The sequence below is a fragment of the Pseudomonas sp. NFACC02 genome (assembly GCF_900110765.1).
Lineage (GTDB): Bacteria > Pseudomonadota > Gammaproteobacteria > Pseudomonadales > Pseudomonadaceae > Aquipseudomonas.
This window is the reverse complement of sequence record NZ_FOEO01000013.1, coordinates 90,886-114,230: the sequence shown is the minus strand read 5'-3', so window position 1 is coordinate 114,230 and position 23,345 is coordinate 90,886. Positions and strand designations below refer to the sequence as shown.

Sequence of the window (23,345 nt, the reverse complement as noted above, 5' to 3'; positions counted from 1 at the left end):
AATCACCCGCTTTAAATCTGGAGGTCTGGCTTATATGGACCGCCGATTCCTTCCCGTAGCTCAGCAAACCCCGAACGAATTCGCACGTTGATCTCTTGGGGCTTCCATTCATCCCATCTTTCGATTCGAACCCGGACCGCTGGCCATCGCACGCGTTGACGATGAGCAAAGGTACTGAATCAAGCCCTACCAGGAACAACATATCAGTGGCAGCCGGTGGAGGGAGTCATAGCGAATGAGTAGCTATGCTTGATCTGCTGCCAGAACGGTTTGCGCAAATTGGGCCCAAAGAGGAGTCCGCCATGACCCTAACCGATCGCCTCAGGTATCTACGCGTCGCTCTGATTCTGTCTGGGCTCGCGTGCCTTGCTCTCTACCCACTCATGGTGTTCTGGCCGTCCGGCTGGGCCTGGCACACCGGTCACTCGGACTACCCGATGATGATCGTTGGTATCTACGCCACACTTGGCGTGTTCTTGGTCCTGGCGGCACGTGATCCATTGGCCAATCTGAGCCTTATCTGGTTCACCGTCTGGTCTAGCGCCATACACGCAGGAATCATGAGCGTCCAGGCGGTCACCCAGCCAGGACAGATGGGACACTTGGCCGGTGATGTGCCGGCCCTCTTCATGGCGGCGATTGCCCTCGCCATCTTGACGCCGCGCGCTCAATCCGCCGCCAGGCCCCGGACAGGCAATCGAGGCTGTCATTAGCCGCGACAGGTCCGCCTATTTCGTTCACTTGCGGACCTGACGTTGAGTGCAGCGGATGTTTAACCCGCCGCCACGCATGCATGCCCGGTCGCGATGTATGTGTCCATCTCGGCCACCGGCACCATGCCGCCACCCGTGGCCCAGATCAGGTGCGTGGCGTTATTCATGACCTGCGGGCTGAAACCCATGCGCTGCCTGTAACCTTGTTGCTCCAACAGTACCCGGGCAAAACCAGGCGCTCCAGCTAGAGCCGACGGTTCCAGCGCGATACCTTGGGTGGATTGCATCAGGTACAACAAGGCAAACATCTCGTCATCGCCAAGCGTGTAATAACCATCAAGCATGCGCTGCATTGAGCGACCGACGAACCCTGAAGGCCGCCCCACCGCCAAGCCATCTGCCGCCGTCAGGTTGCTGATGCCAAAATCCTGCACCGCCAGGCTGTCGTGCAGCCCGGTGTACACCCCCATCAACATGCAAGGCGACTGGATCGGCTCGGCAAAAATGCAGTGGACGTGGTCGCCGAAAGCCAGCTTCAGCCCGAACGCGATGCCACCTGGACCACCACCGACACCGCAAGGCAGATAGACGAACAATGGATGCGCAGCATCGACCGTGATCCCACGTTGCTCGAACTGAGCCTTCAGACGTTCACCGGCCACGGAATAGCCGAGGAACAGGGTGGTGGAGTTTTCGTCGTCAATGAAGTGACAAGCTGGGTCCGCTTCCGCCTCCTTCCTGCCCTGCTCCACCGCCTTGCCATAGTCACCGGCGTATTCAATGACGGTAACGCCATGGGCACGTAGTTTGTCTTTCTTCCACTGCCGGGCATCGGCTGACATGTGCACGGTGGTGGCAAAGCCTAAACGCGCACCGGCAATGCCAATCGACATGCCCAGATTGCCGGTGGAACCTACCGCAATCTTGTGCGCCCCAAACAGCGCTCGGCACTGCGGCTCCGCGAGCTTGCGGTAATCATCGTCGATGGTCAGCAGGCCGTGACGGATCGCCAGTTGCTCTGCGTGAAACAGCACCTCGTAGATCCCGCCCCGTGCCTTGACCGAGCCAGAGATCGGCAGATGGCTGTCCTTCTTCAACAGCAGCGTGACAGATTGGTCAACCCCGTAGCGCTCGCACAATGCCTGGGCAAATTCAGGCACCGCTACCAGTTCTGACTCAATGATCCCGTCACTGGCCGCCACTTCGGGGAAAGCGTGGGCGAGAAACGACGCAAACCGCTGCAGTCGAGCACTGGCGTCGGCCACGTCTGATGCGCCCAACTCAATGTCCCCCAGCGCCGTTTCCAGTGGCGCGATGCCTGGATTGAACCAGGTAACAGGATCCAGGGCCAGCAACGAGGCCATCAAAGGAAATTCGCGCTTCCAGGTGTTCAGATCTTTTGCGTAAACCGACGTGATCATTTCGTTCACTCACTAGATTCAAACGGCGGACAGGCCGACACTGCTGCCGCCCAATTGCTCCAGCGGCGGATGGGTCACCGGTGTAGACAAATCCACGGTGCTGTTCAAAAGAGCTTCGATGTCCGGCAATGGACGGCGCAACTCGGCGCTTTGATCGCAGTAGCTTTCCAGAGCGCGAGCCGCGATCAACAGTTGCAGGTCGCCGCGAAACTTGCCGATGACCTGCATGCCGAATGGCATGCCCAGGTGATCGACGCCCATCGGCATTGACAGAGCAGGGTTGGTCGCCAACGTGACGACGTAGGTCAGTGCTAGCCAGCGGTAATAATTCTCCAACTCGACGCCGTTGATGTGAGTCAGGTACGGCTGCTCCCAAGCAAACGCCGACACCGGCGTGGTGGGCGACAGGATCAGGTCATACTGACTGAACAACTGCTGGAAACGACGGAAGATGCGCGTTTGCTCGGCACCCGCCCAGACACAATCCTTGAGCGACATTTTTGCGCCCATTTCATAATTGGCTCGCGGGTTGGGGCCTAATGAGGCCGGGTCTTTTTCGTAAGCGGCCTGCAGGCTGCCGACGAACGCCTCGGCGCGCACAACATCAAAACACCGGTGTGCGTGCTGCATGTCGATCTGGACTTCTTCGCACGAAGCAAACGCATTTTTCAGCGCCGCTATCTTGTTGCGGAATACCTGGCGAATATCGTTATCAACATCGCACACGCCGAAGTCTTCGGTGTAACCGACCCGCAGCTTCGAAAGGTCCACACCATCACTGATCTCGCCGGGCATGCTGAACTCATAGCTCAACGGGTCGGTGGCCGCGATGCCCGCCGTTGCCGCCAGTTGTAGCCAAGTGTCATCGACATTGCGCCCCATGGGCCCGACCACTGAAATCGGCGTCCAGCCCAGCAGTTTGCGCTCGCTGGGCACCAGGCCAGGCGACGTACGCAATCCGACAATGCCGCACTTCGCAGCCGGGATCCTCAGCGAACCGCCGGTGTCGGAACCGCTGCACAAGGGCACCATGTCCGCTGCCAACGCCGCCGCCGCGCCACCGGAGGAACCACCGGCATTCAGGCGCGGGTTGAACGGGTTGCCCGTCGCGCCCCACACCGGATTACGGGTATTGGCTCCTGCGCCCATTTCCGGCACGTTGGTTTTACCCACGACCACGGCCCCTGCAGCACGCAAGCGGCGCACCAGCTCGTTATCTTTGGAAGGAACATTGCCGCGAAACAGCGGCGACCCATAAGTGGTCAGCAGTCCTTCGGTCTCTTCAAGATCCTTGATGCCAATGGGCAGGCCGCTCAGCAAGCCGCGCGGCCGGCCTTTCATGATCGCCTGCTCCACTGCAACGGCTTCATCGTGGGCACGTTCGAACGAGGTGGCGCAAAACGCGTTGATCTTCGGGTTCAACTGTTCGATGCGCGCAATACAGTCATTAAGCAGTTCAACAGGGGAAACCTGGCGGGTATCCATCAATTGCTTAAGTTCGACAGCGCTTTTTGCGACCAGCTCGTTCGGCGTTTGCATAAGGGTTCTCAACTAATAATCTGGGGTCAATATAGAAATTGCGGATGTGCAGGCACAACCGACATTTTTAGAAGGCAGCTATGCCTTTTAAACATTTCGGTTGTGATGATCGGTTATTAAAATTGATGCGTATCCGGCAGTACGCACTTCATGTATTGAATGAAGGCTTGCATGTGTTCAGACAGAGACCTTTTCGCCATCGTCTGGATTTCGATTGAGCGCTCTTCACCACACATCTCAGGCACGGTAAGGGCCACCAGTTGACCTTGACGCAAACGCTCGCGGACAAACAACTCGCCACAGAACGTTACTGCCGCACCGGACATGCAAAATGTCAGCAAGGCTTCCAGGTGATCGCTGTCCAGGACACTTTTATAATTCAGCCCTTCACGGCTGCAATAGACGTTGAGCAACTGGCGAATAGTGGTATCAGGTCCTGGCAAGGCCAATGAGTGCCTAACCACGTTCATGAGCGATTGAGTTGCACTGGCAGCCAGCGGATGATGGGGCGCAACCACCGCAAGGATCGGTGCCGGCTGGCTGTAAGCCACGCCGATGTCCTTGGCGACACCCAGACTGAAAGAGAAACCGATATCCACTTCTGCTTCACGCACCATGCGCGTGACTTCCTGCGCCGAGGCGACCACGATGCGAAAACTGCTCGACGCGCCGCTGTTGCGAAACCCGACGATGGCATTCGGTAGGCAATGCGAGGCAAAACCCTCGGTGCAGGCGATGCTGATCAACGATTCGGACTGTTCGCGTAAGGCTTGAATATCCTGGCTGACCTGCTCCGCATCGAGCAGGGTGCGTCGGGCATAGGCCGCTAGCAATTCGCCGGCCGGGCTGAGGCTGACACCTCGAGACTGACGTTCAAACAGCAGCGAACCCAGCTCGCTTTCCAGGCGGCTGATCTGCCGGCTTACCGCCGAGGGCACCACATGCAGGCGGACGGCGGCTTCGCTGATGGAACCGCTGTTGACCACTTGCAGGAAGTAGCGCACGGCGGTTTCACTCAATGTACGAGCACTCATGGGTAATGACTTCCCAGCCCTGTGAGCGGTTGAGCTTACTGCATTGCCAACTGGCTTGCCGAGGGTACGGGCCATGAGCGTCTCCCGTAAAGATCAGGCTTCGTTGGCGTTGGCTAGCTGCACCGACCGAATCTTGCTGGCACTCAACGTAAGGCTGATAAGGGTGGCCACCGCCGTGGCGCCGATCAGGAAAAGGAAGGCAGAGTTGTACGTCTCGTAGTATGACACCAGGAAACCGATGACCATGGGCGACACGAAACCGGCCAGTTGCCCGCCGAAGTTGACCATGCCGATGGCGGTGCCCACCTGACGTTGCGCCAGAATCTTGGTCGGCAACGCGAACGCTGCGGCAAACACGAAAGATTTGAAGAAATACACCACCGCCTGATAAGCGATGACCTCGGTGGTAGTCTGCGCCGTATACATACCGTACAGAAAGATCCCGGAGAGCAGGCAACTGCCAATCATCAGGTACTTTTCTCGACCGTCGAAGTACTTGACCATCAGCCAGCCACCTATGGCCGTGGCAATCGCTGCACTGATGAATGGCAGTGGCACCAGCAGCCCAACGGTTTTGAGGTCCAGGCCACGGGCAGTCAGCAAGTACATCGGCATCCACGCATCCAGCCCCTTATTGACCAAGCCAAGCGCGAACCAGATGGCTACGATCTTCCACAACAAGGGCATTCGCAGTAGATCCCTGGTGTTGGCCTTGCCCTCCGCCACACCGATCTCAGGCTGATAGTTGCCATAAGCTTCAGGGCGTTTGACCAACACTGCGTAAAGCACGGCAAACAAGATGCCGGCGATCCCGATGGCGAGGAATACGTCACGCCAGCCCAACCACAGAAGCAATGGTGCAATGATTAGCGGGGCGATAAAGCTGCCCGTGTAGTTGGAGGAGATCATCAGGCTGGCCATTTTCGGCCGATCCTTGCGGGCATAGATCTCCGCAACGCCCTTGAGCGCCGACGACGGGTAACTTCCCTCGCCCAAACCGAACAGAAAGCGAATCACCAGCAAGGATGCTAGCGACCAGGCGAGGCCTGTCATCAGGGTGAACAACGACCAGAGGATGATCGAGATGATTACCACTTTCTTGGCGCCGAATCGATCCGACAGCCAGCCGCCGGGAATCTGCATGGCGGCGTAGCCTAGGTAAAACGCACTCAGTACTACGCCCAGTTCCGCGGGCCCCAGATGAAAATCTTTGCCGATGTGCGACAACGCCAAGGAAATGGCCGAACGATCAATGTAGGAAATGACGTAACCGAGATACAACAGAACAAATACCAGGATGGGACTGTTCAGTGCTTTTCTAATTCTCATTATTTGCACGCCTGTTAGATGGCTGGATGGGGTCGTAGCTTCATCCTAGGAGTACAAAAAAAAGCGAACAAGTGACCGTTTTAGAGCCAAGCTTTCGCAAAAACTCATAGCACGACGGCGGTGCAAGGGCCCCATAAAAGAGCATCACGCGGACGACTAAATACGTTGATCGCGCACTTATCAGGGGCAATCTGATGACCTTTGATCAGTTTGACCTACGCTACCTGCCATTGAAAAAAAACCAGGGTGCAATCTAGTTTCAGTGGAAAGAGCTGCTTAATCAGCGGGTTGGTCTGCCAGATTCGTGCGGTTAGCGCGCTTGTTCACCAGAGCTTGCGCCGGCGGTCCCCGCTCTGGATCAAGTGGGCGCGTTAGAGACTCAGTCCAGGAGGTCAGAAAACGACATTAGCTGCACTTGCTGTGTTGATTCACGCAGCAATTACCCTGCTCGGAATGATTACAGGCTCTGACGTCTACGGAACATTTCAGGGTAATCGAGCACCACATCGTACTGATCGACTTGGAGTTCAGCCGTGAAACCGTTTGGAGTGCTCTCGTAACGATATCGTTTACCCAGGATCAGGCAGGTATAGTTTTGCGTCATTACCCGAGGAACGAGGTCGCACTCGATACCGGTAGCCAGCGGTATATAAGCAACGAGGATATCGTGGGTCGCTTGCTCCTTAAGGGCCAGCCGCTTAATGGGAAGCGTGTTCGTGGCAGGCGTTGCGGCGATGTCGACATCCAGACATCCCGCCAGGCTCGGCACGGGATGTCCGCTGATCATATCGAACCAGTTTCCCTTGCCGTCCGCCAAGAGATGCAGGCGTGGGCCACCGACGAACTCAACGCGTACTTCCCGCGTGTAGAAATCGCTATCGGCACGAACATGGTAATGCGCAGCGTAACCTTCGGATCGGTTTCCAATGACGACGCCTTCGATAACGAACGAGTCGGCGTTTTTGACGAAGGAGCAATGATCGACCCCGTTCCCTTCCCAACTGTCCCATTGAACGATCGTTCGCATTCATTGCCCCTCTACGTCGATATCATTCGCTTTAGCCGGTGTTGGACTCGTTGGCGGTGATGAATGCGAGCCCGTGGACGGCGATTGGGCCCCGACAGAAAGCTCACGCCACGGCGTGCGCTCAAACCCATATCAAAACCAGACCTCCGAACGCAGACACCCATTGCAGCTGCCTCTGTTCGGCTTCAGCAGGTCAACCGCGTAACCGCATATCTATTTACTCACCATCAATCTTTGAACTGCCAACTTGTTTGCCGAGCAACCAGCACACGATGCCTAGCACCAAGGTGGCGAAACCCAACGCAGCGATGGTAGCGGCCGGTGTAGTCGTCGAATCCAGAATCACGAACTTGCGACTGAGCGCCAAGAGAGCGATCAGCAAAACTGTTTTCACCTGAACGATGCTGTCACGCCGTAGCGCTGGGCGAATGATCGAATGCTTGAATTCCAGCGCAATCAAAACAGTAAAGATCGAGCCAAAAATTGACTGGAACACTTCATGGTCAAGTGGATCGATTGCCCCCGACATCAGCATCGGAGCCAGACGCCTGCAAAGCTGGAGCATCGCCATGAGAATCACACTGGCGATGATAAGACTCAGGGCGACAACGACTATCTGCTCAAACCTCTCATAAGCATTCATCAGAGCCCATTGCACCCGGAAACGTTTAAAAGCGGAGTCTGGTTCTGATAGCGCGTGCTTCGTCATACACTAATCCTCCAGTTCATGGCCATGAAGCCCGCTTCACGGCTCTACGACGGGGCAATATTGACGGTTCCAGCCATTTTCAAGAGTAACCAGCATCACCTGCTTCGGAGCCGTTGCATCCAGTAGGGGATGCTAGGCCGGAACGCAGTTTCGTCAAGGTGGCCGCGCCGATGAGGCGGTTTTTCGCAAACTCAATGTTTTGGCTGTCGCCTCCACTTTCAGAAAATTGGTCAGGCTGGATTAACACGGTGTCGGTGCCCTGGGTGGTCAGTGGCGACGGGGCGGGTTCGGGATTGCAGGAATGGGGCCGCCGAGTCCTGTGGGCGGCGGTTCGAGCCATTGGGTGACGGGAGGCAGGAACGAACTGCACTTGATTCTTCGTCCACCACGGCCAGGCAGGAGCTCTCACAAGTCCGTCCAGGGTGACTCTCATGCTTCAGATTCATTAGCCGCCTGTCCTTCCTGTTTTCACGATGTCGTGAAAAACTACGCGCCGTTGAGCTCAATCTTTGTCATTTTTGATGGAACCACGGATGGATATCATGGATACCCAGCAAGAAAACGCCCTCGAACAATCACTCAGGCTGGCGGCGGATGAGCCGGCCCATCGACCTGACTTTTTCAAGACGCTGTTGAACTCCACCGTCTATGTGCTTGGCACTGCTGGGACTGGCAAAGGTCATGTCACACTCGAAGCAGGTAGCAACATCAGCATCGCGAATTGGCACAAGGCTGACGGCTCCGCTGTCATTCCGTTTTTTTCTTCGTTGCAAACCCTGCAAGGATCCATAGATCGCGAGGAGTCCTACGTAGAGATTCCGGCCAGATCGCTGTTTGAAATCACATTGGGCGCCCCTCTTTTCCTCAATCCAAAGTCCCCTTACGGGAAAGAGTTTTTGCCGGAGGAAGTGCGGCATTTGCTCTCAGGCGAGATAGGCCAGAAGCCGATGCAGCGCACTGTTGAAAAAGACACGAAAGTGCTGCTCGGACAACCGTCGCAATACCCGTCCCGGATGGTCAACTCGCTCACTCAGTTGCTCGCCAAACATCGCAACGTAAAACGTGCATTTCTGGCATTGATGCATGACGCATCGATAGATCAAAAGCCTCATCTCGTCATCGGTATTGAAGCGGACGGAGATTTTGAACGGGTCATGCGCGAAGCCGGTCACGTTGTTGGAGATACCGCTCCGGATGGCGAACCCGTTGACCTCTGTCGCGTTCAAGAAGGGGAATCAGGCCTTAGCAATTACTTCCTCAAGGAGACCATACCCTTCTATGAACGGAAGTCGGCAGGCTGGCTGAGTTCATTGCTTGGCTTTGGCAAAGCGTGACAGAGATCAATCGTTGCTGATGGCGATGCATTCGAAAAATCCTTGTAAGCGCCAGAAAGGTCTCGACCCCATTAAGGATGATGCATGAGCCAGATCGACATTCAACTGATCACCCATCTGCCCCCGCAGATTCGGGTGCTGGAGAAAGAGGCGGTTGGCGAAGGCTTCAGGTTTCTTACCCGCCTGATTGACGAATGGAACTCAGGAGCAAATCGCTTCAATGCCCCCGGTGAATGTCTTATGGCCGCTAATTTAAACCAGAAGCTAGTGGGTATCGGAGGCCTTTCAGTTGATCCCTACGCCGAAGGGAACACGGCCAGGTTGCGACGCGTCTATGTCAGCGCGTCGTCAAGGCGGCATCACGTGGGCCAGACGCTGGTAAAGGCACTTGTTGCGCACGCCACACTGCGCTTTCAAAGCGTGTGCCTTTTCACTGATACCGCCGACGGCGACGCGTTTTATCTGCGGTGTGGCTTTATGCGGTCAGATCAGGACCGTGCCACGCATGTGATGTGCTTGAGCAATACCTGACTCAGGCGACAGTTGTCTAAGACTGATGATTGCAGCGGGGGATGCCAATGCCGTTAGGGCGCACGTCAATCTAGTATGACGCGATGGAGATGGATTAGAGGGACAACGCTGACTGGCTGCATTTACTCTGGCACTGTGAGACCAAGGATACCCACTCATGCAGTATATGTTTTCCGAAGTCCTTAATGACTTGATTGACTACTTCCTGCTCGGTGACCTTCAACTGCTGAGGTGCTTCAAGCAAGAGCATCAACTTGCCGACGATCTCGCTAGCGAGTTTGTGTCCAACGGAAGCGGCGACAAGGCCGTTCTTGAAGGCGTCCTCATCCCTCTTGCCGGTGTGGAAAACCATCCTTACACGGTTGTTTTCACGTTGGCCGGCGTTGAAGCTGAAATGCCCCGGCACGAAGGTCGGGTCCAGCATCGTCGCGGCGGTTATTCGTTGCGCGTGGAGCACGGTCGCATACATTTGTTCACGTGGCGTATTTTGCAGGCATTCACGGATGACAATCTCAATGAGTTGCTTGAGCGTCTTGAGGAAACAAACAGGCCGACTGTTGAGGTCGAGAATGGTTGGTACGAAGTGGAGGTACTGGCAGGTGAAATTCTGCGAAATAAATACTTCGAGCCGGCATTCGAATTTGTACTGACCAAAACCGCTGAGCCGGTAGATGCCAGCAAGGTGGATATCAACTATCGCTTTGAGGTGGAATGGCGTCAGGACGTTGCAGGGTAATCGCCTTAAACAGCCTGAGCACCCGCATGTGGCTGTGCAAGCAAGGCGCCGTTTCGGGCTCAAGCCACGACGATTTCAAAGTCGTTACGACGAGATGTGCGGCAATTCGCCAAATCGAATATAGCTGCCTCTCGTTTTCAACCACAGAAATTTACAAGCGCGTTCTTGCTACTAAGCGCTCAATTTAAGGGGTCATCGTGGGATTTTTATCCAAAATATTCGGAAAACCATCCGGACCTATTCTCTACACACTGTTTTCGATTCGACCCTCGAGCGATCTAGGCGCGTGGGCCGCCAGCTTCCCGAACCACACCGAGGTTGTTGGTTACTCAAGCCTCGGCCATTTCTTTCTTCGCAACCCCCACGACTCAGAGTACCTAGTGTTGCACCCTTTCAAGTGCGCGGCCAAGTCGTACGGAAGCCACTTGGCAGTCGAAGATTTCGAAGCAGAGGTACTGAACGAGCCGGGGTTCGAACTGTATGTTCTGAATTCGGATCACGTCGCCGAGTTATTCAGGCATCTGGGCCCCCTTGCTGAAAATCAGATCTACATCCCGAATCCCTACCCGTTTCTCGGCGGCAGCGAAGCGCCGGAGACGTACGAAAAGGGTGATGCCTGGGTCTTTATGCACGTTGTGGCCCACATGCATGGCCTCGACGACAGCGCCTAAAAGGCCGCCCCGCGACACCGAATGGCGGTGGGATCATACGGGCCAGGGCATCCCATCTTGCGTGATTAGTCCGGCTTCCGCCCATGCGGCAAAAGGCGCGCGTCCTCGGCTTATAGATAGCGAAATGTAGATGCCCGAAACTGTCGTGCCCAATCGGTCTCAACCATCGCGGCTCAATGGCCAAGCGATCCAAAAATCTCATTGTCCGACCAACAGCAAGATTTGAGGTCAAGAAGAAGCCGCTCTATCTGGATCGCATCTGATCAAAAAAATGGCCTGCTATTTGGCCTAACCTGTTCAAAATCGGCGTTTGATGAACCCGCCCCCCTTTCGATGCCGCTCACAGCACAGCACCTTTCGCCTTCAGTTCGGCAATCTGCTCAGCGGTGAAGCCAGCTGCAGCCAGAACGCGCTCGGAATCGGCACCGAATTGCGGTGCTGCGAACGGCGTGCGCCCAGGGGTGCGGCTGAAGGTGGCCGCACGGGTGAAGCCACGGTAGCGGCCCACTGTGGGGTGTTCGAACTCGGTAATGAGCTCCTCCGCCTGGCACTGAGGATCATCGAACATTTCATCAACCCGACGCGCAGCGGCGCATGGCACTTCTTCACCGAAGATGGCCTCCCACTCCAGCGCGGAGTGCTGGCTGAGAGCCTCGTGCAACTGAGGAACGATGACACGATACTGCTCTGCCCGCTTACGCACGGTATCGAAACGTTCGTCGCAGAAAAGATGTTGCAGGCCGGTCTTTTCGCACAAGGCCTGCCAGAAATGCGGCGTGTTGGCTGAAACATACAAATAGCCTTCGCGGGTAGGATGGATACCGGTAATTCCGCCAGATCGCATGTCGCGATCAATCTCCTGAGGCTCACCCTCGGCCCAGATTAGCCGGGCAGACTGCATAGCCAGGGCGCTACGCAGCAGCGAAACACCCACTTCCTGGCCCTGACCGGAACGCTCACGCTCATACAGTGCGGAAGATACCGCGCCAGCCACCATGGCCGCAGCGTAGTAATCCACAATGGAGCCATAAAGAATTTCAGGAGCACTGTCTGGTTTAGCCTGAGCCGAGCACATGCCGGTCATGGTTTGCAGGATCTGGTCGTAACCAGCCTTGTTCTTCAGAGGACCATGAGTCCCGTAGCCGGTGACGGCGCAGTAAATCAACTGGGGGTTGATGGGGTTCAAGTCGGTGAAGCTGATACCCAGTCGCGCTGGAACCGAGGGGCGAAAGTTGTGCACAAGCACGTCTGCGCTTCGTACCAACGTGCGCAGCACTTCGAGCCCTTCTGCTGTCTTGAGGTCCAACACAACACCGGTCTTGCTCCGGTTTACACCGAGAAACGCACGACTTTCACCAGGCAGCGTGGAAGGGTACTTGCGCAGGTTGTCCCCTGCTGGCGGCTCGATTTTGATGACGGTGGCGCCCTGATCGGCCAACAGCGAGCAACCATACGGCCCGGCTATATAGGCACTGAGATCAAGCACAGTGATCCCGGCGAGGGGTCCGACTGGCTTGGTGTGATCTATGTTCAGGACTTGGTTCACTTGAGTTCTCCGATCTTGTTATGACAGCAGGCACTGCTGCGGCTCATTTTGCTGACCGGCACACCGAAACAAAAATGCTTATTTATACATTCAAAGACAATTAATTATGGATTCATTGACGTTGCATCTGCGCACGTAGCTCTTGGCGCAGCACATCAATCAGGCGCCCCTTGGCACTGTTTCGTTTCCACAACAATCCGATCGGCCGGAACAGGCCAGGTGCAGGCAGAGGAATCTGCGCGAGCTCATCGAGCCGCGCATGCAAAGGCCGCCATCTGGGTACCAGAGAAACACCGAGCTTGCCCTTGACCATGGCAGCGATCGCATCCAGTGCATCGATCTCAAACCGTTCGTGAGGCACGATCCCGTGCTGCATCAGATAGCGGTCGGCCATTACGCCACCCCATGAGCTGCGGTGGTAGCGAATGAAGGGTTGTGAGGCCAGCAGATCATGTGGGTGTTCATTTGCCAGAGCCTTGGGGGCCAGCACCACAAAAGGCTCATCACTGATCAATTCCCAAGTGAACTCCTTCGCCAACTCGAACTGTGGCTTGACCAGCATAGCCACATCGATTTGACCAGAAACCACTTTCTGGTAGAGAACGGTAGAGACCGCCGGCTCCAAATGCGGATGCAGAAACTGATAGTTATTGATCAGTCTCGCAAGTACCCCCGGCACCAGGTAGCTCAGTGCGGTCGTGATGCAACCGATACGCAGATCGCCGGCGACAGTATCCAGTGCGGCGATGGCCCGTAGCTCCCCCGCGCGCGCGAGCAACTCACGTGCAGGTTCTTGCAAGGCTTGGCCAGCGGGGGTGAGCTGCATGCGTCGCCCGGCCCGAACCAATATCGACTGACCAATTTCATTCTCCAGTGCCTTGATACGCTGTGCGACTGCAGTCGGTGTCAGGTTGAGCTTGCGGGCGGCTGCGGCCGTAGAACCAAGCTCCGCAACCTGGAGGAAGCTATCCAGATAACGCGTATCCACAATGAACTTTTCCTGGACTCTAAAGATAGGAAAAACGACTGTAACTGTATTTTCGATTTTTGCAATATGACCTCACCGGTCACCTTAAACCGGTTTCAAACAACAACGCTGAATATGGCTACCCATCATTCAGCCCGGCTGATGACCTACCAGGTCGGGGTCGGTATTACTGTGAGATGCTCTTCATGCGCAGCAAACTCTTTGTTCCGGGTTCGCGTCCAGAATTGTTCGACAAGGCCATGAGCTCTGCCGCAGATGGTTTGAGTTTCGACCTCGAAGATGCGGTCGCTCAAAATATGAAAGCTCATGCGCGCGAGCAGTTGCGCCAATATCTAAGCCAACGCCACGCGTCGGACAAAACAGTCATTGTTCGAATCAATGCCCAAAACTCCGAGCATTATCACGACGACCTAGTAGCCTTGGTGCCTTGTTTCGTCGACATCATCAATTTGCCAAAAGTCGAATCCGCCGAAGAAGTCCAGCGCTTGGCAAACGACTTGCAGCGCCTGGAAGAAGCATGCGGACGCACGAACCCGCTGCGCATTCTGGCAAATATCGAGTCTCCGCGCGGGCTACGCCAAGCCACCGATATTGCCACCGCACACCCTAGGGTCATGGGTTTGCAGTTGGGTTTTGCTGACCTCCTGGAGCCACTTGGCATCGACCGTCATGAGCCGGGCATCATTCGTTCGATCCAGCTGAGCGTACGACTGGCGGCCGGTGAGGCAGGCATCGCTGCTTTTGACGCCGCCCACCCTTCGATCAAAGACAGCGAGCTTTACGCCGCCGAAGCTGCTTACGCTCGACGGCTGGGTTTCACAGGCAAATCGTGCATTCACCCAACCCAGATCGAACAGGCTAACCAAGCATTTCTTCCTTCGGGAGCGGAAATCGAAAAGTCTCTGCGCATCGTCGCGGCAGCCGCACAGGCGGAGCGGGACGGCATCGGAGCCTATCTGGTCGATGGGCAGATGGTGGACGGTCCTTTCGTGGTCCGAGCTGAACAAGTTCTGTCTCAAGCCCGCCAGGCAGGTTTGCTCCAAGTTTGATACCTGCTGTGGTCAGCACGAGTTAACGGCGCGATAGAAAACATACAAAAATAATGAGGTTTTTCCCATGTCCACTATTCCGCATATTGCGAAACCTGCAACCCCTGTTGAGTTAACGTCCGAACGCAATCTGTGGAACAGGATGTTCAACATCAAAGTTGCCTTTATTCCACTGCCTGCCTACATCGCTCTCTGCCTGTTGGTTGCCGGGATAATCGCGGTCGGCAAAGTGGGCACTGACCTGATGACCATGATTGCCATTATTGGCCTGGGTGGAGCGACCTGTGCTGAAGTTGGCAAACGCATTCCTTACCTTAATAAAATCGGCGGAGCGGCGATTATTTCTGCGTTCCTGCCTTCGTACCTGGTTAGCCTCGGGTGGATTCCTGACGCCGTCACAACCTCGGTGACGACCTTCACCAAATCGAGCAATTTCATTTATCTGTTCGTTTCTTCGGTCGTGGTCGGCAGCATCTTCACCATGGATCGAGACATGATCATCAAGGGCTTCGCCAAGATTTTCCTGCCGCTGATGGCGGGCTCGATCTTGGCATTCGTTACCGGCGGCCTGGTGGGAATGGCCGCAGGTCTGGACCTAAAACAAGTGCTGTTCTTTGTCAGCGTGCCAGTAATGGGTGGGGGCCTGGGCGAAGGTGCCATTCCCATATCAGTAGGTTATGGCGAGATCATGGGTGTCGACTCGGGCAAGATCCTCGCTCAGTTGCTGCCCATCATTCTGCTGGCCAACCTTTTCGCCATCGTGTTGTGTGGCGTCACCAGCGCCATCGGCCGTCGCTACCCTCATCTGACCGGTAATGGCCGCCTGCAGGTTGGCGAGTCGGGCCCTGAGCTGCAAAGCGCACCTGTTGAGCAGCCCACGCAGAGCCTCGACGTAGAATGGGTGATTGCCGCAGGCATGTGTGCGGTGACCCTTTACCTTTCCGGCGTGCTTCTGCATGCGCTGTTCGGCCTACCGGGCCCCGTTTGCATGCTGTTCCTGGCCGTACTGCTGAAGCTGTTCAATGGTGTACCGAAACGCCTGGAAGAAGGTTCGCGCACCCTGTTCAAATTCTTCATGGCCTGCGTTACCTACCCTTTGCTGTTCGCCAACTCCATCGCGGTCACGCACTGGAACGAGCTGATCTCGGCATTCCACGTTGCCAATCTACTGGCCATCTTCACCACGGTACTGACCCTAATCGTGGTGGGCTTCCTGATGGCTCGCCGCCTGGGCCTGCACCCTGTAGAAGCGGGTATCGTCAACGGTTGTCACAGTGGTTTGGGCGGCACTGGCGACGTCGCCATCCTCACTGCAGCGGGGCGCATGGAGCTGCTGCCTTTTGCCCAGATCGCCACACGCATCGGCGGCGCCATCACCGTCATGGCGGCGCTGCTGATCTTCGCCCACGTCGGGCCCTGATGACTGGTGTGCAGTGGCGAGCCGCACGCACCTTGGTAGGCAAGCGATTCATCGGGCTAAATTTGCGAAGACATGGACGAGCGCCAAGTCAGGATTGCCGCAAGCGCATCGGGAGGAATGAAGAGTGTGTCGACGGAGGGAGTCAGTGACGGCTCCCTCCTTATGAAACAGTTTTATTGGTTAGCGACAGATTTAATTAACAACAACTAAAGATTTTGCCAGCTGTGGATAACTCACTCCACCGTCACCGACTTCGCCAAATTACGCGGCTGGTCAACATCAGTCCCCTTGAGCACGGCGACATAGTACGACAGCAGTTGCAGCGGGATGGTGTAGAGAATGGGCGCCAGAGCGTCGATGATGTGTGGCATCGAGATGACGTGGGTGCCTTCGCCGTTGTTCAGGCCGGCCTGTTCGTCGGCGAAGACGACCAGCTCGCCGCCACGGGCGCGGACTTCCTGCAGGTTGGATTTCAGTTTTTCCAGCAGTTCGTTGTTCGGCGCCACGGTCACGACGGGCATGTCGCTGTCGACCAGCGCCAGCGGACCGTGTTTGAGCTCGCCTGCGGGATAGGCTTCGGCGTGGATGTAGGAGATCTCCTTGAGCTTCAGGGCACCTTCCATCGCAACCGGGAACTGCGCGCCGCGTCCGAGGAACAGCGTGTGGTTCTTCTCGGCGAACAGTTCGGCCACTTTCTCGACCGTGCTGTCCATCGCCAAGGCTTCGCCCAGGCGGGTCGGCAGGCGACGCAGTTCTTCCACCAGTTCAGCTTCGACGCCAGCGCCCAGGGTGCCTTTTACCTGGCCCAGCGACAGGGTCAGCAGCATCAGCGCAACCAGCTGAGTCGTGAATGCCTTGGTCGACGCAACACCGATTTCAGGGCCTGCCTGCGTCAGCAGGGTCAGGTCGGATTCACGCACCAGCGAACTGATGCTGACGTTGCAGATCGCGAGGCTTGCGAGAAAGCCCAGTTCTTTGGCGTTGCGCAGAGCGGCCAGCGTGTCGGCGGTTTCGCCGGACTGGGAAATCGATACGAACAGCGTGTCCGGCTGAACCACGACCTTGCGGTAGCGGAATTCGCTGGCGACTTCGACCTGACAGGGAATGCCAGCCAGGCCTTCCAGCCAGTAACGGGCAACCATTCCGGCGTGATAACTGGTGCCGCAGGCAACAATCTGCACATTGCGCACCTTGGCGAAGAGCTCGGCGGCTTGAGGCCCGAATGCCTGAACCAGCACCTGCTCCTGGCCCAGACGGTTCTCCAGTGTGCGTTGCACGACTTTTGGCTGCTCGTGAATTTCCTTGAGCATGAAGTGACGGAACTCGCCTTTGTCAGCGGCTTCGGCACCCTCGCGGTACTGCACGACTTCTCGCTCCACCGAAACACCGGCAGCGGTCCAGATCTGCACGCTGTCGCGACGGATCTCGGCGATGTCACCCTCCTCCAGATACATGAAGCGGTCGGTAACCTGACGAAGCGCCAGTTGGTCGGAAGCCAGGAAGTTCTCGCCCAGACCCAGGCCGACCACCAGCGGACTTCCGCTGCGTGCCGCCACCAGACGGTCGGGTTGTCTGGCGCTGATGACCGCCAGGCCATAGGCACCGTGCAGCTCTTTGACGGTCGCTTTGAGAGCAGCGGTCAGATCAGGCGTGTCCTGCAGTTTGTGGTGCAGCAGGTGCACGATGACTTCGGTGTCGGTATCGGAGGTGAACAGGTAACCGAGGCTTTTCAGACGCTCACGCAGCGGTTCATGGTTTTCGATAATGCCGTTGTGGACTACTGCCAACTCGCCGCTGGAAAAGTGTGGGTGCGCGTTATGCTCCAAAGGCGCACCGTGGGTGGCCCAACGGGTGTGGGCAATACCCAGACGGCCAACCAGAGGTTCGCCAGCCAGCGATTGTTCAAGCTCATTGACCTTGCCGACACGGCGGCGGCGCTCCAGCACGCCGGCATTGCTGAACAGCGCGACACCGGCACTGTCGTAGCCTCGGTATTCCAGACGCTTCAGGCCTTCCAGCAGGATGGCGGTGACATTACGCTCAGCGACAGCGCCGACAATTCCACACATGTTTTTTTCTCCTAGGAAACGGCGGCGCAGATCAATGTCACGCCGCGGGCCTGAATGTGATCGCGTGCCTCCTGAGGCAGGCGATCATCGGTAATAAGGGTGTGGACACTGCTCCATGGCAGTTCCAGGTTGGGAATCTTGCGACCGACCTTATCGGCTTCGACCATCACGATCACTTCGCGAGCGACTTCGGCCATGACCCGACTGAGGCCGAGCAATTCATTGAACGTCGTGGTGCCACGAAGCAGGTCTATGCCATCGGCGCCTATGAAGAGCTGATCGAAGTCATAGGAGCGCAGCACCTGCTCGGCGACCTGGCCCTGAAACGACTCAGAGTGCGGGTCCCAAGTGCCGCCGGTCATCAGTAGCACCGGTTCATGCTCCAGTTCGCCAAGGGCATTGGCGACATGCAGGGAGTTGGTCATGACGACGAGACCCGGCTGCTGGCCGAGTTCCGGAATCATCGCCGCGGTCGTGCTGCCGCTGTCGATGATGATTCGGGCATGCTCACGGATGCGCTTCACCGCAGCGCGGGCAATCGCTTGTTTGTATCGGGACACCGGTTGACCGGGTTCGCCAATCAATTCCTGCGGCATCGGAACCGCACCGCCGTACCGGCGCAGTAACAAGCCGTTGCTTTCGAGTGCAGCCAGATCCTTGCGAACCGTAACCTCGGAAGTCTCGAAACGTTTCGCCAACTCGTCAACGCTCACTTGGCCCTGCTCATTGAGCAGCGCAAGAATGTTGTGACGACGTTGAGGGGTATTGCGCTTAGACATGCTGACCCGTAAGTTTCGTTTCGAAAGATAACGAAGCGAATAGAAACCTATCGAAAGATATTCGTCAAGGGGATCGAGGCTTTTTCTGGAGTGCCGACGCCTGTGAATAACTCAGAGCGTGGCACAGAGGGACTGAATCAGGCCTGAACATGCGTAGTGGCAGTCGGCCTGATCAATTGTGGATAACTTCAGTGTTTCTTGATCTTTACCGGGCGCTTCCACCCGTCGATGTTGCGCTGGCGCGCGCGGGCGACCGCCAGTTGCTCGGCCGCGACGTCTTGCGTGATGGTCGAGCCTGCAGCAGTCGTTGCCCCGGATGAGATATCCACAGGCGCAACCAGCGAGTTGTTCGAACCGATGAATACATCTTCGCCCAGCACGGTCTTGTGCTTGTTGGCGCCGTCGTAATTACAGGTAATGGTTCCCGCACCTATATTGGTTCTCGCACCGATGACAGCATCCCCTAGATAGGCCAGATGACCGGCCTTGGCCCCTTCGCCCATCTCGGCATTCTTCAGTTCGACGAAGTTACCCACATGGGCCCGAGCCCCCAGGACGCTCCCCGGACGCAGACGGGCGAACGGACCTGCGTCTGCCGCTTCACCGACGATGGCCCCTTCCAGATGACTGTTGGCCTTGATGATGGAGCCTTTGCGAAGTGTGCTGTCCTTGATCACACAGTTCGGACCAATCGACACATCGTCCTCAATGACGACGCGGCCTTCGAGGATCACGTTGATATCGATGGTGATATCGCGTCCGACCGAGACCTCACCGCGCACATCGAACCGGGACGGATCGCGGAGCGTCACGCCCTGTGCCATCAGGCGACGCGCCTCGCGCAGCTGATAGTGGCGCTCGAGCTCAGCGAGCTGTTTGCGGTCGTTGGCGCCCTGCACTTCCATGGCATCCAGAGGTTGCGTCGTGGCCACGATCAATCCGTCATTGACCGCCATCTCGATCACATCCGTCAGGTAGTACTCGCCCTGGACGTTGTTATTCGACAACCGGCCCAACCATTCCCCAAGGCGTTTGCCTGGCACGGCGAGAATACCGGTGTTGCCTTCCTTGATAACCTTCTGAGCCTCTGTGGCGTCCTTGTGCTCAACGATCGCACAAACACGGTCCTGGTCATCACGCACGATGCGACCGTAGCCCGTTGGATCGTCAAGCGTAACGGTCAGCAGTCCCACCTGTTGATCGCTCACCAGTGTCAGCAGCCGCCGCAGCGTCTCCACTTCAATAAGCGGTACATCACCGTACAGAATCAACACAGTGTCCGCGGTTAATTTAGGGACGGCCTGGGCGACTGCGTGACCGGTTCCCAGTTGCTTGTCCTGCAAGACAAAGCTCAAATCGTCGGCGGCAAGCTGTTCACGAACCTTGTCCGCGCCGTGTCCGATCACCACCTGAATGCTGTCAGGCGAAAGCTGGCGAGCACTGTGGATAACATGGCCCAACATGGAGTTGCCGGCCACCGGATGCAGCACTTTAGGAAGGGCAGAACGCATGCGAGTGCCCTGACCCGCAGCAAGAATGACGATATCAAGAGACATGAAAGGGATTCCAGGCGAGCAGCCGCAACGAAGGCCGGACTGATGATTCAGGAAAAGAAACCGAAAAAAGAAAAAGGGTAGCCGAGGCTACCCTTTTACTCAATCGCGCATGAAATTCGTGGGCCTTAGCCGCCGAACTTCTTGCGAATTTGCTGGACGGTGCGCAGCTGAGCCGCGGCCTCCGCCAGACGTGCAGCAGCAGATCCGTAGTCGAAATCTGCACCTTTTTCGCTCAGGGCGCGCTCGGCTGCCTTTACGGCTTCCAGAGCAGAGGCTTCGTCCAGGTCGGCGGCGCGTTGCACGGTATCGGCAAGCACTTTGACCATGTTCGGTTGAACCTCAAGGAAACCACCAGAGATGTAAAACACCTCGGCTTCTCCACCCTGCTTGATCAGACGGATCGGGCCCGGCTTCAGATCAGTGATCAGCGGCGCGTGACCTGGAGCAATACCGATATCACCCAGGTTACCGTGTGCAATCACCATCTCGACCAGACCGGAGAAAATCTCTCCTTCCGCGCTGACGATATCGCAATGGACTGTCATAGCCATTTGCCTGCCTCAACCTGATTAGCGCCCGTTGCCGGGCGCCTGGATTACAGTTTCTTGGCTTTCTCGATCGCTTCTTCGATGCCGCCGACCATGTAGAACGCTTGTTCTGGCAGGTGGTCGTACTCACCGGCGAGGATGCCTTTGAAGCCAGCAATGGTGTCTTTCAGGGAAACGTATTTACCCGATGCACCGGTGAAGACTTCTGCCACGAAGAACGGCTGCGACAGGAAGCGCTGAATCTTACGAGCGCGGGATACCAACTGCTTGTCGGTTTCCGACAGTTCGTCCATACCCAGGATCGCGATGATGTCTTTCAGCTCTTTGTAACGCTGCAGAACGTACTGAACGCCGCGAGCGGTGTCGTAGTGGTCCTGGCCGATAACGTTCGGGTCCAGCTGGCGCGAAGTCGAATCCAGTGGGTCAACCGCCGGGTAGATACCCAGGGAAGCGATGTCACGGGACAGAACGACGGTGGCGTCCAAGTGGGCGAAGGTGGTCGCTGGCGACGGGTCGGTCAAGTCGTCCGCTGGTACGTATACCGCCTGGATCGAGGTGATCGAACCTTCTTTGGTCGAAGTGATGCGCTCTTGCAGCACGCCCATCTCTTCAGCCAAGGTCGGCTGGTAACCTACTGCGGAAGGCATACGGCCCAGCAGTGCGGATACTTCGGTACCGGCCAGTGTGTAACGGTAGATGTTGTCGACGAACAGCAGAACGTCGTTACCTTCGTCACGGAACTTCTCGGCCATGGTCAGACCGGTCAGAGCGACGCGCAGACGGTTTCCCGGCGGCTCGTTCATCTGGCCGTATACCAGTGCCACTTTGTCCAGAACGTTGGAGTCCTTCATCTCGTGGTAGAAGTCGTTACCCTCACGAGTACGCTCACCCACACCGGCGAACACGGAATAACCGCTGTGCTCGATGGCGATGTTACGGATCAGTTCCATCATGTTTACGGTCTTGCCGACACCGGCACCACCGAACAGACCAACTTTACCGCCCTTGGCGAACGGGCAAACCAGGTCGATAACCTTGATGCCGGTTTCCAGCAGGTCGTTGCCGCCTGCCTGGTCAGCGAACGAAGGCGCAGGACGGTGAATGCCCCAGCGCTCTTCGGTGTCGATCGGGCCAGCTTCGTCGATCGGGTTACCCAGGACGTCCATGATCCGGCCCAGAGTCGCTTTACCGACCGGTACGGAGATGGCTGCGCCGCTGTCGATAACGTCCAGACCGCGCTTCAAGCCTTCGGTGGAACCCATCGCAATGGTACGAACTACGCCGTCGCCCAGCTGCTGCTGAACTTCCAGGGTAGTTTCCGCGCCTTGTACTTTCAGCGCGTTGTAGATGCTCGGTACGCTGTCGCGTGGAAATTCCACGTCGATCACGGCGCCGATGATTTGAACGATACGTCCGCTACTCATTAGCTGGATCCTCTGAATATTTGAACCGTTAAACCGCGGCAGCGCCGCCGACGATTTCCGAGATCTCTTGGGTGATCGCTGCCTGACGCGCCTTGTTGTAGATCAGCTGCAAATCGCTGATCAGGTCACCGGCGTTGTCAGTGGCGTTCTTCATCGCGATCATCCGCGCGGCTTGTTCAGCTGCGTTGTTCTCGACCACCGCCTGGTAGACCTGCGACTCCACGTAACGCACCATCAAGCCGTCCAGCAGCTCTTTGGCGTCGGGTTCGTACAGGTAATCCCAGTGGTGCTTGAGTTCTTGATCCTGGGTGGCGACCAACGGAATCAACTGCTCGACCGTTGGCTGCTGAGTCATGGTGTTGACGAACTTGTTGGATACCACGGACAGGCGGTCAATACGGCCCTCCAGGTAGGCATCCAGCATCACCTTGACGCTGCCGATCAAGTCGTTGATCGACGGCTCTTCGCCCAAGTGGCTGATCGCAGCGACGACGTTACCGCCGAAGTTGCGGAAAAACGCCGCACCTTTGCTGCCGACCACGCACAGATCGATCTCTACGCCGTTTTCACGGTTCTTCGCCATGTCCTTGACCAAAGCCTTGAACAGGTTGGTATTCAAGCCACCGCACAGACCACGGTCACTGCTCACCACGATATAACCGACGCGCTTTACTTCGCGATCGATCATGAACGGGTGGCGGTATTCCGGGTTAGCGTTGGCAAGATGACCAATCACCTGGCGGATGCGCTCCGCGTAAGGACGGCTAGCAGCCATGCGCATTTGAGCCTTGCGCATTTTGCTGACCGCCACTTTTTCCATGGCGCTGGTGATCTTTTGCGTGCTTTTGATGCTCGCAATCTTGCTGCGAATCTCTTTTGCGCCTGCCATGTAACACCTATCAGGTTAGCAAGCGGGAGCCTC

General features: G+C 56.8%; 21 protein-coding genes. 7 read left to right on the top strand and 14 right to left on the bottom strand.

Annotation, left to right across the window (positions count from 1 at the left end; genetic code table 11):
- Positions 1-302: 302 nt before the first annotated feature.
- Positions 303-713 (top strand): DUF6632 domain-containing protein, encoded by a 411-nt coding sequence (locus BMY73_RS13620; protein ID WP_092407712.1) that lies wholly within the window; start codon positions 303-305, stop codon positions 711-713.
- A gap of 59 nt (positions 714-772) precedes the next feature.
- Here the strand turns inward: BMY73_RS13620 and dsdA are convergent, their stop codons facing one another.
- From dsdA to BMY73_RS13590, 6 genes are all read right to left on the bottom strand, one after another.
- Positions 773-2,134 carry a D-serine ammonia-lyase gene (dsdA, locus tag BMY73_RS13615; protein WP_092407684.1) on the bottom strand — a complete coding sequence of 454 codons (1,362 nt, stop codon included), beginning with the start codon at positions 2,132-2,134 and terminating at the stop codon, positions 773-775.
- Between the two features lie 18 nt (positions 2,135-2,152).
- A complete protein-coding gene (locus BMY73_RS13610; RefSeq protein ID WP_092407682.1) occupies positions 2,153-3,673 on the bottom strand; it encodes an amidase in 1,521 nt (506 codons plus the stop codon).
- 116 nt (positions 3,674-3,789) lie between these two features.
- Entirely contained in the window at positions 3,790-4,707 is a 918-nt protein-coding gene (locus BMY73_RS13605) for a LysR family transcriptional regulator (RefSeq protein WP_092407680.1), read from the bottom strand.
- A gap of 93 nt (positions 4,708-4,800) precedes the next feature.
- A complete protein-coding gene (locus BMY73_RS13600; RefSeq protein WP_092407678.1) occupies positions 4,801-6,036 on the bottom strand; it encodes an MFS transporter in 1,236 nt (411 codons plus the stop codon).
- Positions 6,037-6,493: 457 nt separating this feature from the next.
- Entirely contained in the window at positions 6,494-7,063 is a 570-nt protein-coding gene (locus BMY73_RS13595) for a putative glycolipid-binding domain-containing protein (RefSeq protein ID WP_092407676.1), read from the bottom strand.
- A 217-nt stretch (positions 7,064-7,280) separates the two neighbouring features.
- Entirely contained in the window at positions 7,281-7,772 is a 492-nt protein-coding gene (locus BMY73_RS13590) for a phosphate-starvation-inducible PsiE family protein (RefSeq protein WP_092407674.1), read from the bottom strand.
- 533 nt (positions 7,773-8,305) lie between these two features.
- Between BMY73_RS13590 and sseB the strand changes: the two genes are divergently transcribed.
- The 4 genes from sseB to BMY73_RS28415 all read left to right on the top strand — a co-directional run bounded on the left by sseB (position 8,306) and on the right by BMY73_RS28415 (position 11,044).
- Positions 8,306-9,106: an enhanced serine sensitivity protein SseB gene (gene sseB / locus BMY73_RS13585; protein WP_218190155.1), complete on the top strand. Its 801-nt coding sequence runs from the start codon at positions 8,306-8,308 to the stop codon at positions 9,104-9,106.
- Between the two features lie 84 nt (positions 9,107-9,190).
- Positions 9,191-9,637 carry a GNAT family N-acetyltransferase gene (locus tag BMY73_RS13580; RefSeq protein ID WP_092407672.1) on the top strand — a complete coding sequence of 149 codons (447 nt, stop codon included), beginning with the start codon at positions 9,191-9,193 and terminating at the stop codon, positions 9,635-9,637.
- 157 nt (positions 9,638-9,794) lie between these two features.
- Complete coding sequence (locus BMY73_RS13575) at positions 9,795-10,373, top strand: hypothetical protein (protein ID WP_092407670.1); 579 nt, start codon at positions 9,795-9,797, stop codon at positions 10,371-10,373.
- Between the two features lie 425 nt (positions 10,374-10,798).
- On the top strand, positions 10,799-11,044 hold the full coding sequence (locus BMY73_RS28415) for a T6SS immunity protein Tdi1 domain-containing protein (protein WP_218190154.1): 246 nt from the start codon (positions 10,799-10,801) through the stop codon (positions 11,042-11,044).
- A 340-nt stretch (positions 11,045-11,384) separates the two neighbouring features.
- Here the strand turns inward: BMY73_RS28415 and BMY73_RS13565 are convergent, their stop codons facing one another.
- Positions 11,385-12,590, bottom strand: coding sequence for a CaiB/BaiF CoA transferase family protein (locus BMY73_RS13565; RefSeq protein WP_092407668.1), 1,206 nt, complete (start codon positions 12,588-12,590; stop codon positions 11,385-11,387).
- 112 nt (positions 12,591-12,702) lie between these two features.
- Positions 12,703-13,578 (bottom strand): LysR family transcriptional regulator, encoded by an 876-nt coding sequence (locus tag BMY73_RS13560; RefSeq protein WP_062386173.1) that lies wholly within the window; start codon positions 13,576-13,578, stop codon positions 12,703-12,705.
- A gap of 185 nt (positions 13,579-13,763) precedes the next feature.
- On the opposite strand from BMY73_RS13560, the gene BMY73_RS13555 reads away from it, so the two are divergent.
- The gene (locus BMY73_RS13555; RefSeq protein ID WP_092407706.1) at positions 13,764-14,627 is read left to right on the top strand and encodes an HpcH/HpaI aldolase/citrate lyase family protein; all 864 of its coding nucleotides are present in this window, start codon (positions 13,764-13,766) and stop codon (positions 14,625-14,627) included.
- Between the two features lie 142 nt (positions 14,628-14,769).
- Positions 14,770-16,047: a 2-hydroxycarboxylate transporter family protein gene (locus BMY73_RS13550; protein WP_218190153.1), complete on the top strand. Its 1,278-nt coding sequence runs from the start codon at positions 14,770-14,772 to the stop codon at positions 16,045-16,047.
- 233 nt (positions 16,048-16,280) lie between these two features.
- On the opposite strand, the gene glmS is transcribed toward BMY73_RS13550, so the two are convergent.
- The 6 genes from glmS to atpG all read right to left on the bottom strand — a co-directional run bounded on the left by glmS (position 16,281) and on the right by atpG (position 23,312).
- Positions 16,281-18,116: a glutamine--fructose-6-phosphate transaminase (isomerizing) gene (gene glmS, locus BMY73_RS13545; RefSeq protein ID WP_092407664.1), complete on the bottom strand. Its 1,836-nt coding sequence runs from the start codon at positions 18,114-18,116 to the stop codon at positions 16,281-16,283.
- A gap of 11 nt (positions 18,117-18,127) precedes the next feature.
- Entirely contained in the window at positions 18,128-18,895 is a 768-nt protein-coding gene (locus BMY73_RS13540) for a DeoR/GlpR family DNA-binding transcription regulator (RefSeq protein ID WP_092407662.1), read from the bottom strand.
- A gap of 188 nt (positions 18,896-19,083) precedes the next feature.
- Complete coding sequence (glmU, locus tag BMY73_RS13535) at positions 19,084-20,451, bottom strand: bifunctional UDP-N-acetylglucosamine diphosphorylase/glucosamine-1-phosphate N-acetyltransferase GlmU (protein WP_092407660.1); 1,368 nt, start codon at positions 20,449-20,451, stop codon at positions 19,084-19,086.
- Between the two features lie 125 nt (positions 20,452-20,576).
- Entirely contained in the window at positions 20,577-21,002 is a 426-nt protein-coding gene (locus tag BMY73_RS13530; protein ID WP_062386200.1) for a F0F1 ATP synthase subunit epsilon, read from the bottom strand.
- Positions 21,003-21,046: 44 nt separating this feature from the next.
- Positions 21,047-22,423: a F0F1 ATP synthase subunit beta gene (gene atpD / locus BMY73_RS13525; RefSeq protein ID WP_062386203.1), complete on the bottom strand. Its 1,377-nt coding sequence runs from the start codon at positions 22,421-22,423 to the stop codon at positions 21,047-21,049.
- 28 nt (positions 22,424-22,451) lie between these two features.
- Entirely contained in the window at positions 22,452-23,312 is an 861-nt protein-coding gene (gene atpG / locus BMY73_RS13520; RefSeq protein ID WP_062386205.1) for a F0F1 ATP synthase subunit gamma, read from the bottom strand.
- Positions 23,313-23,345: the final 33 nt, after the last annotated feature.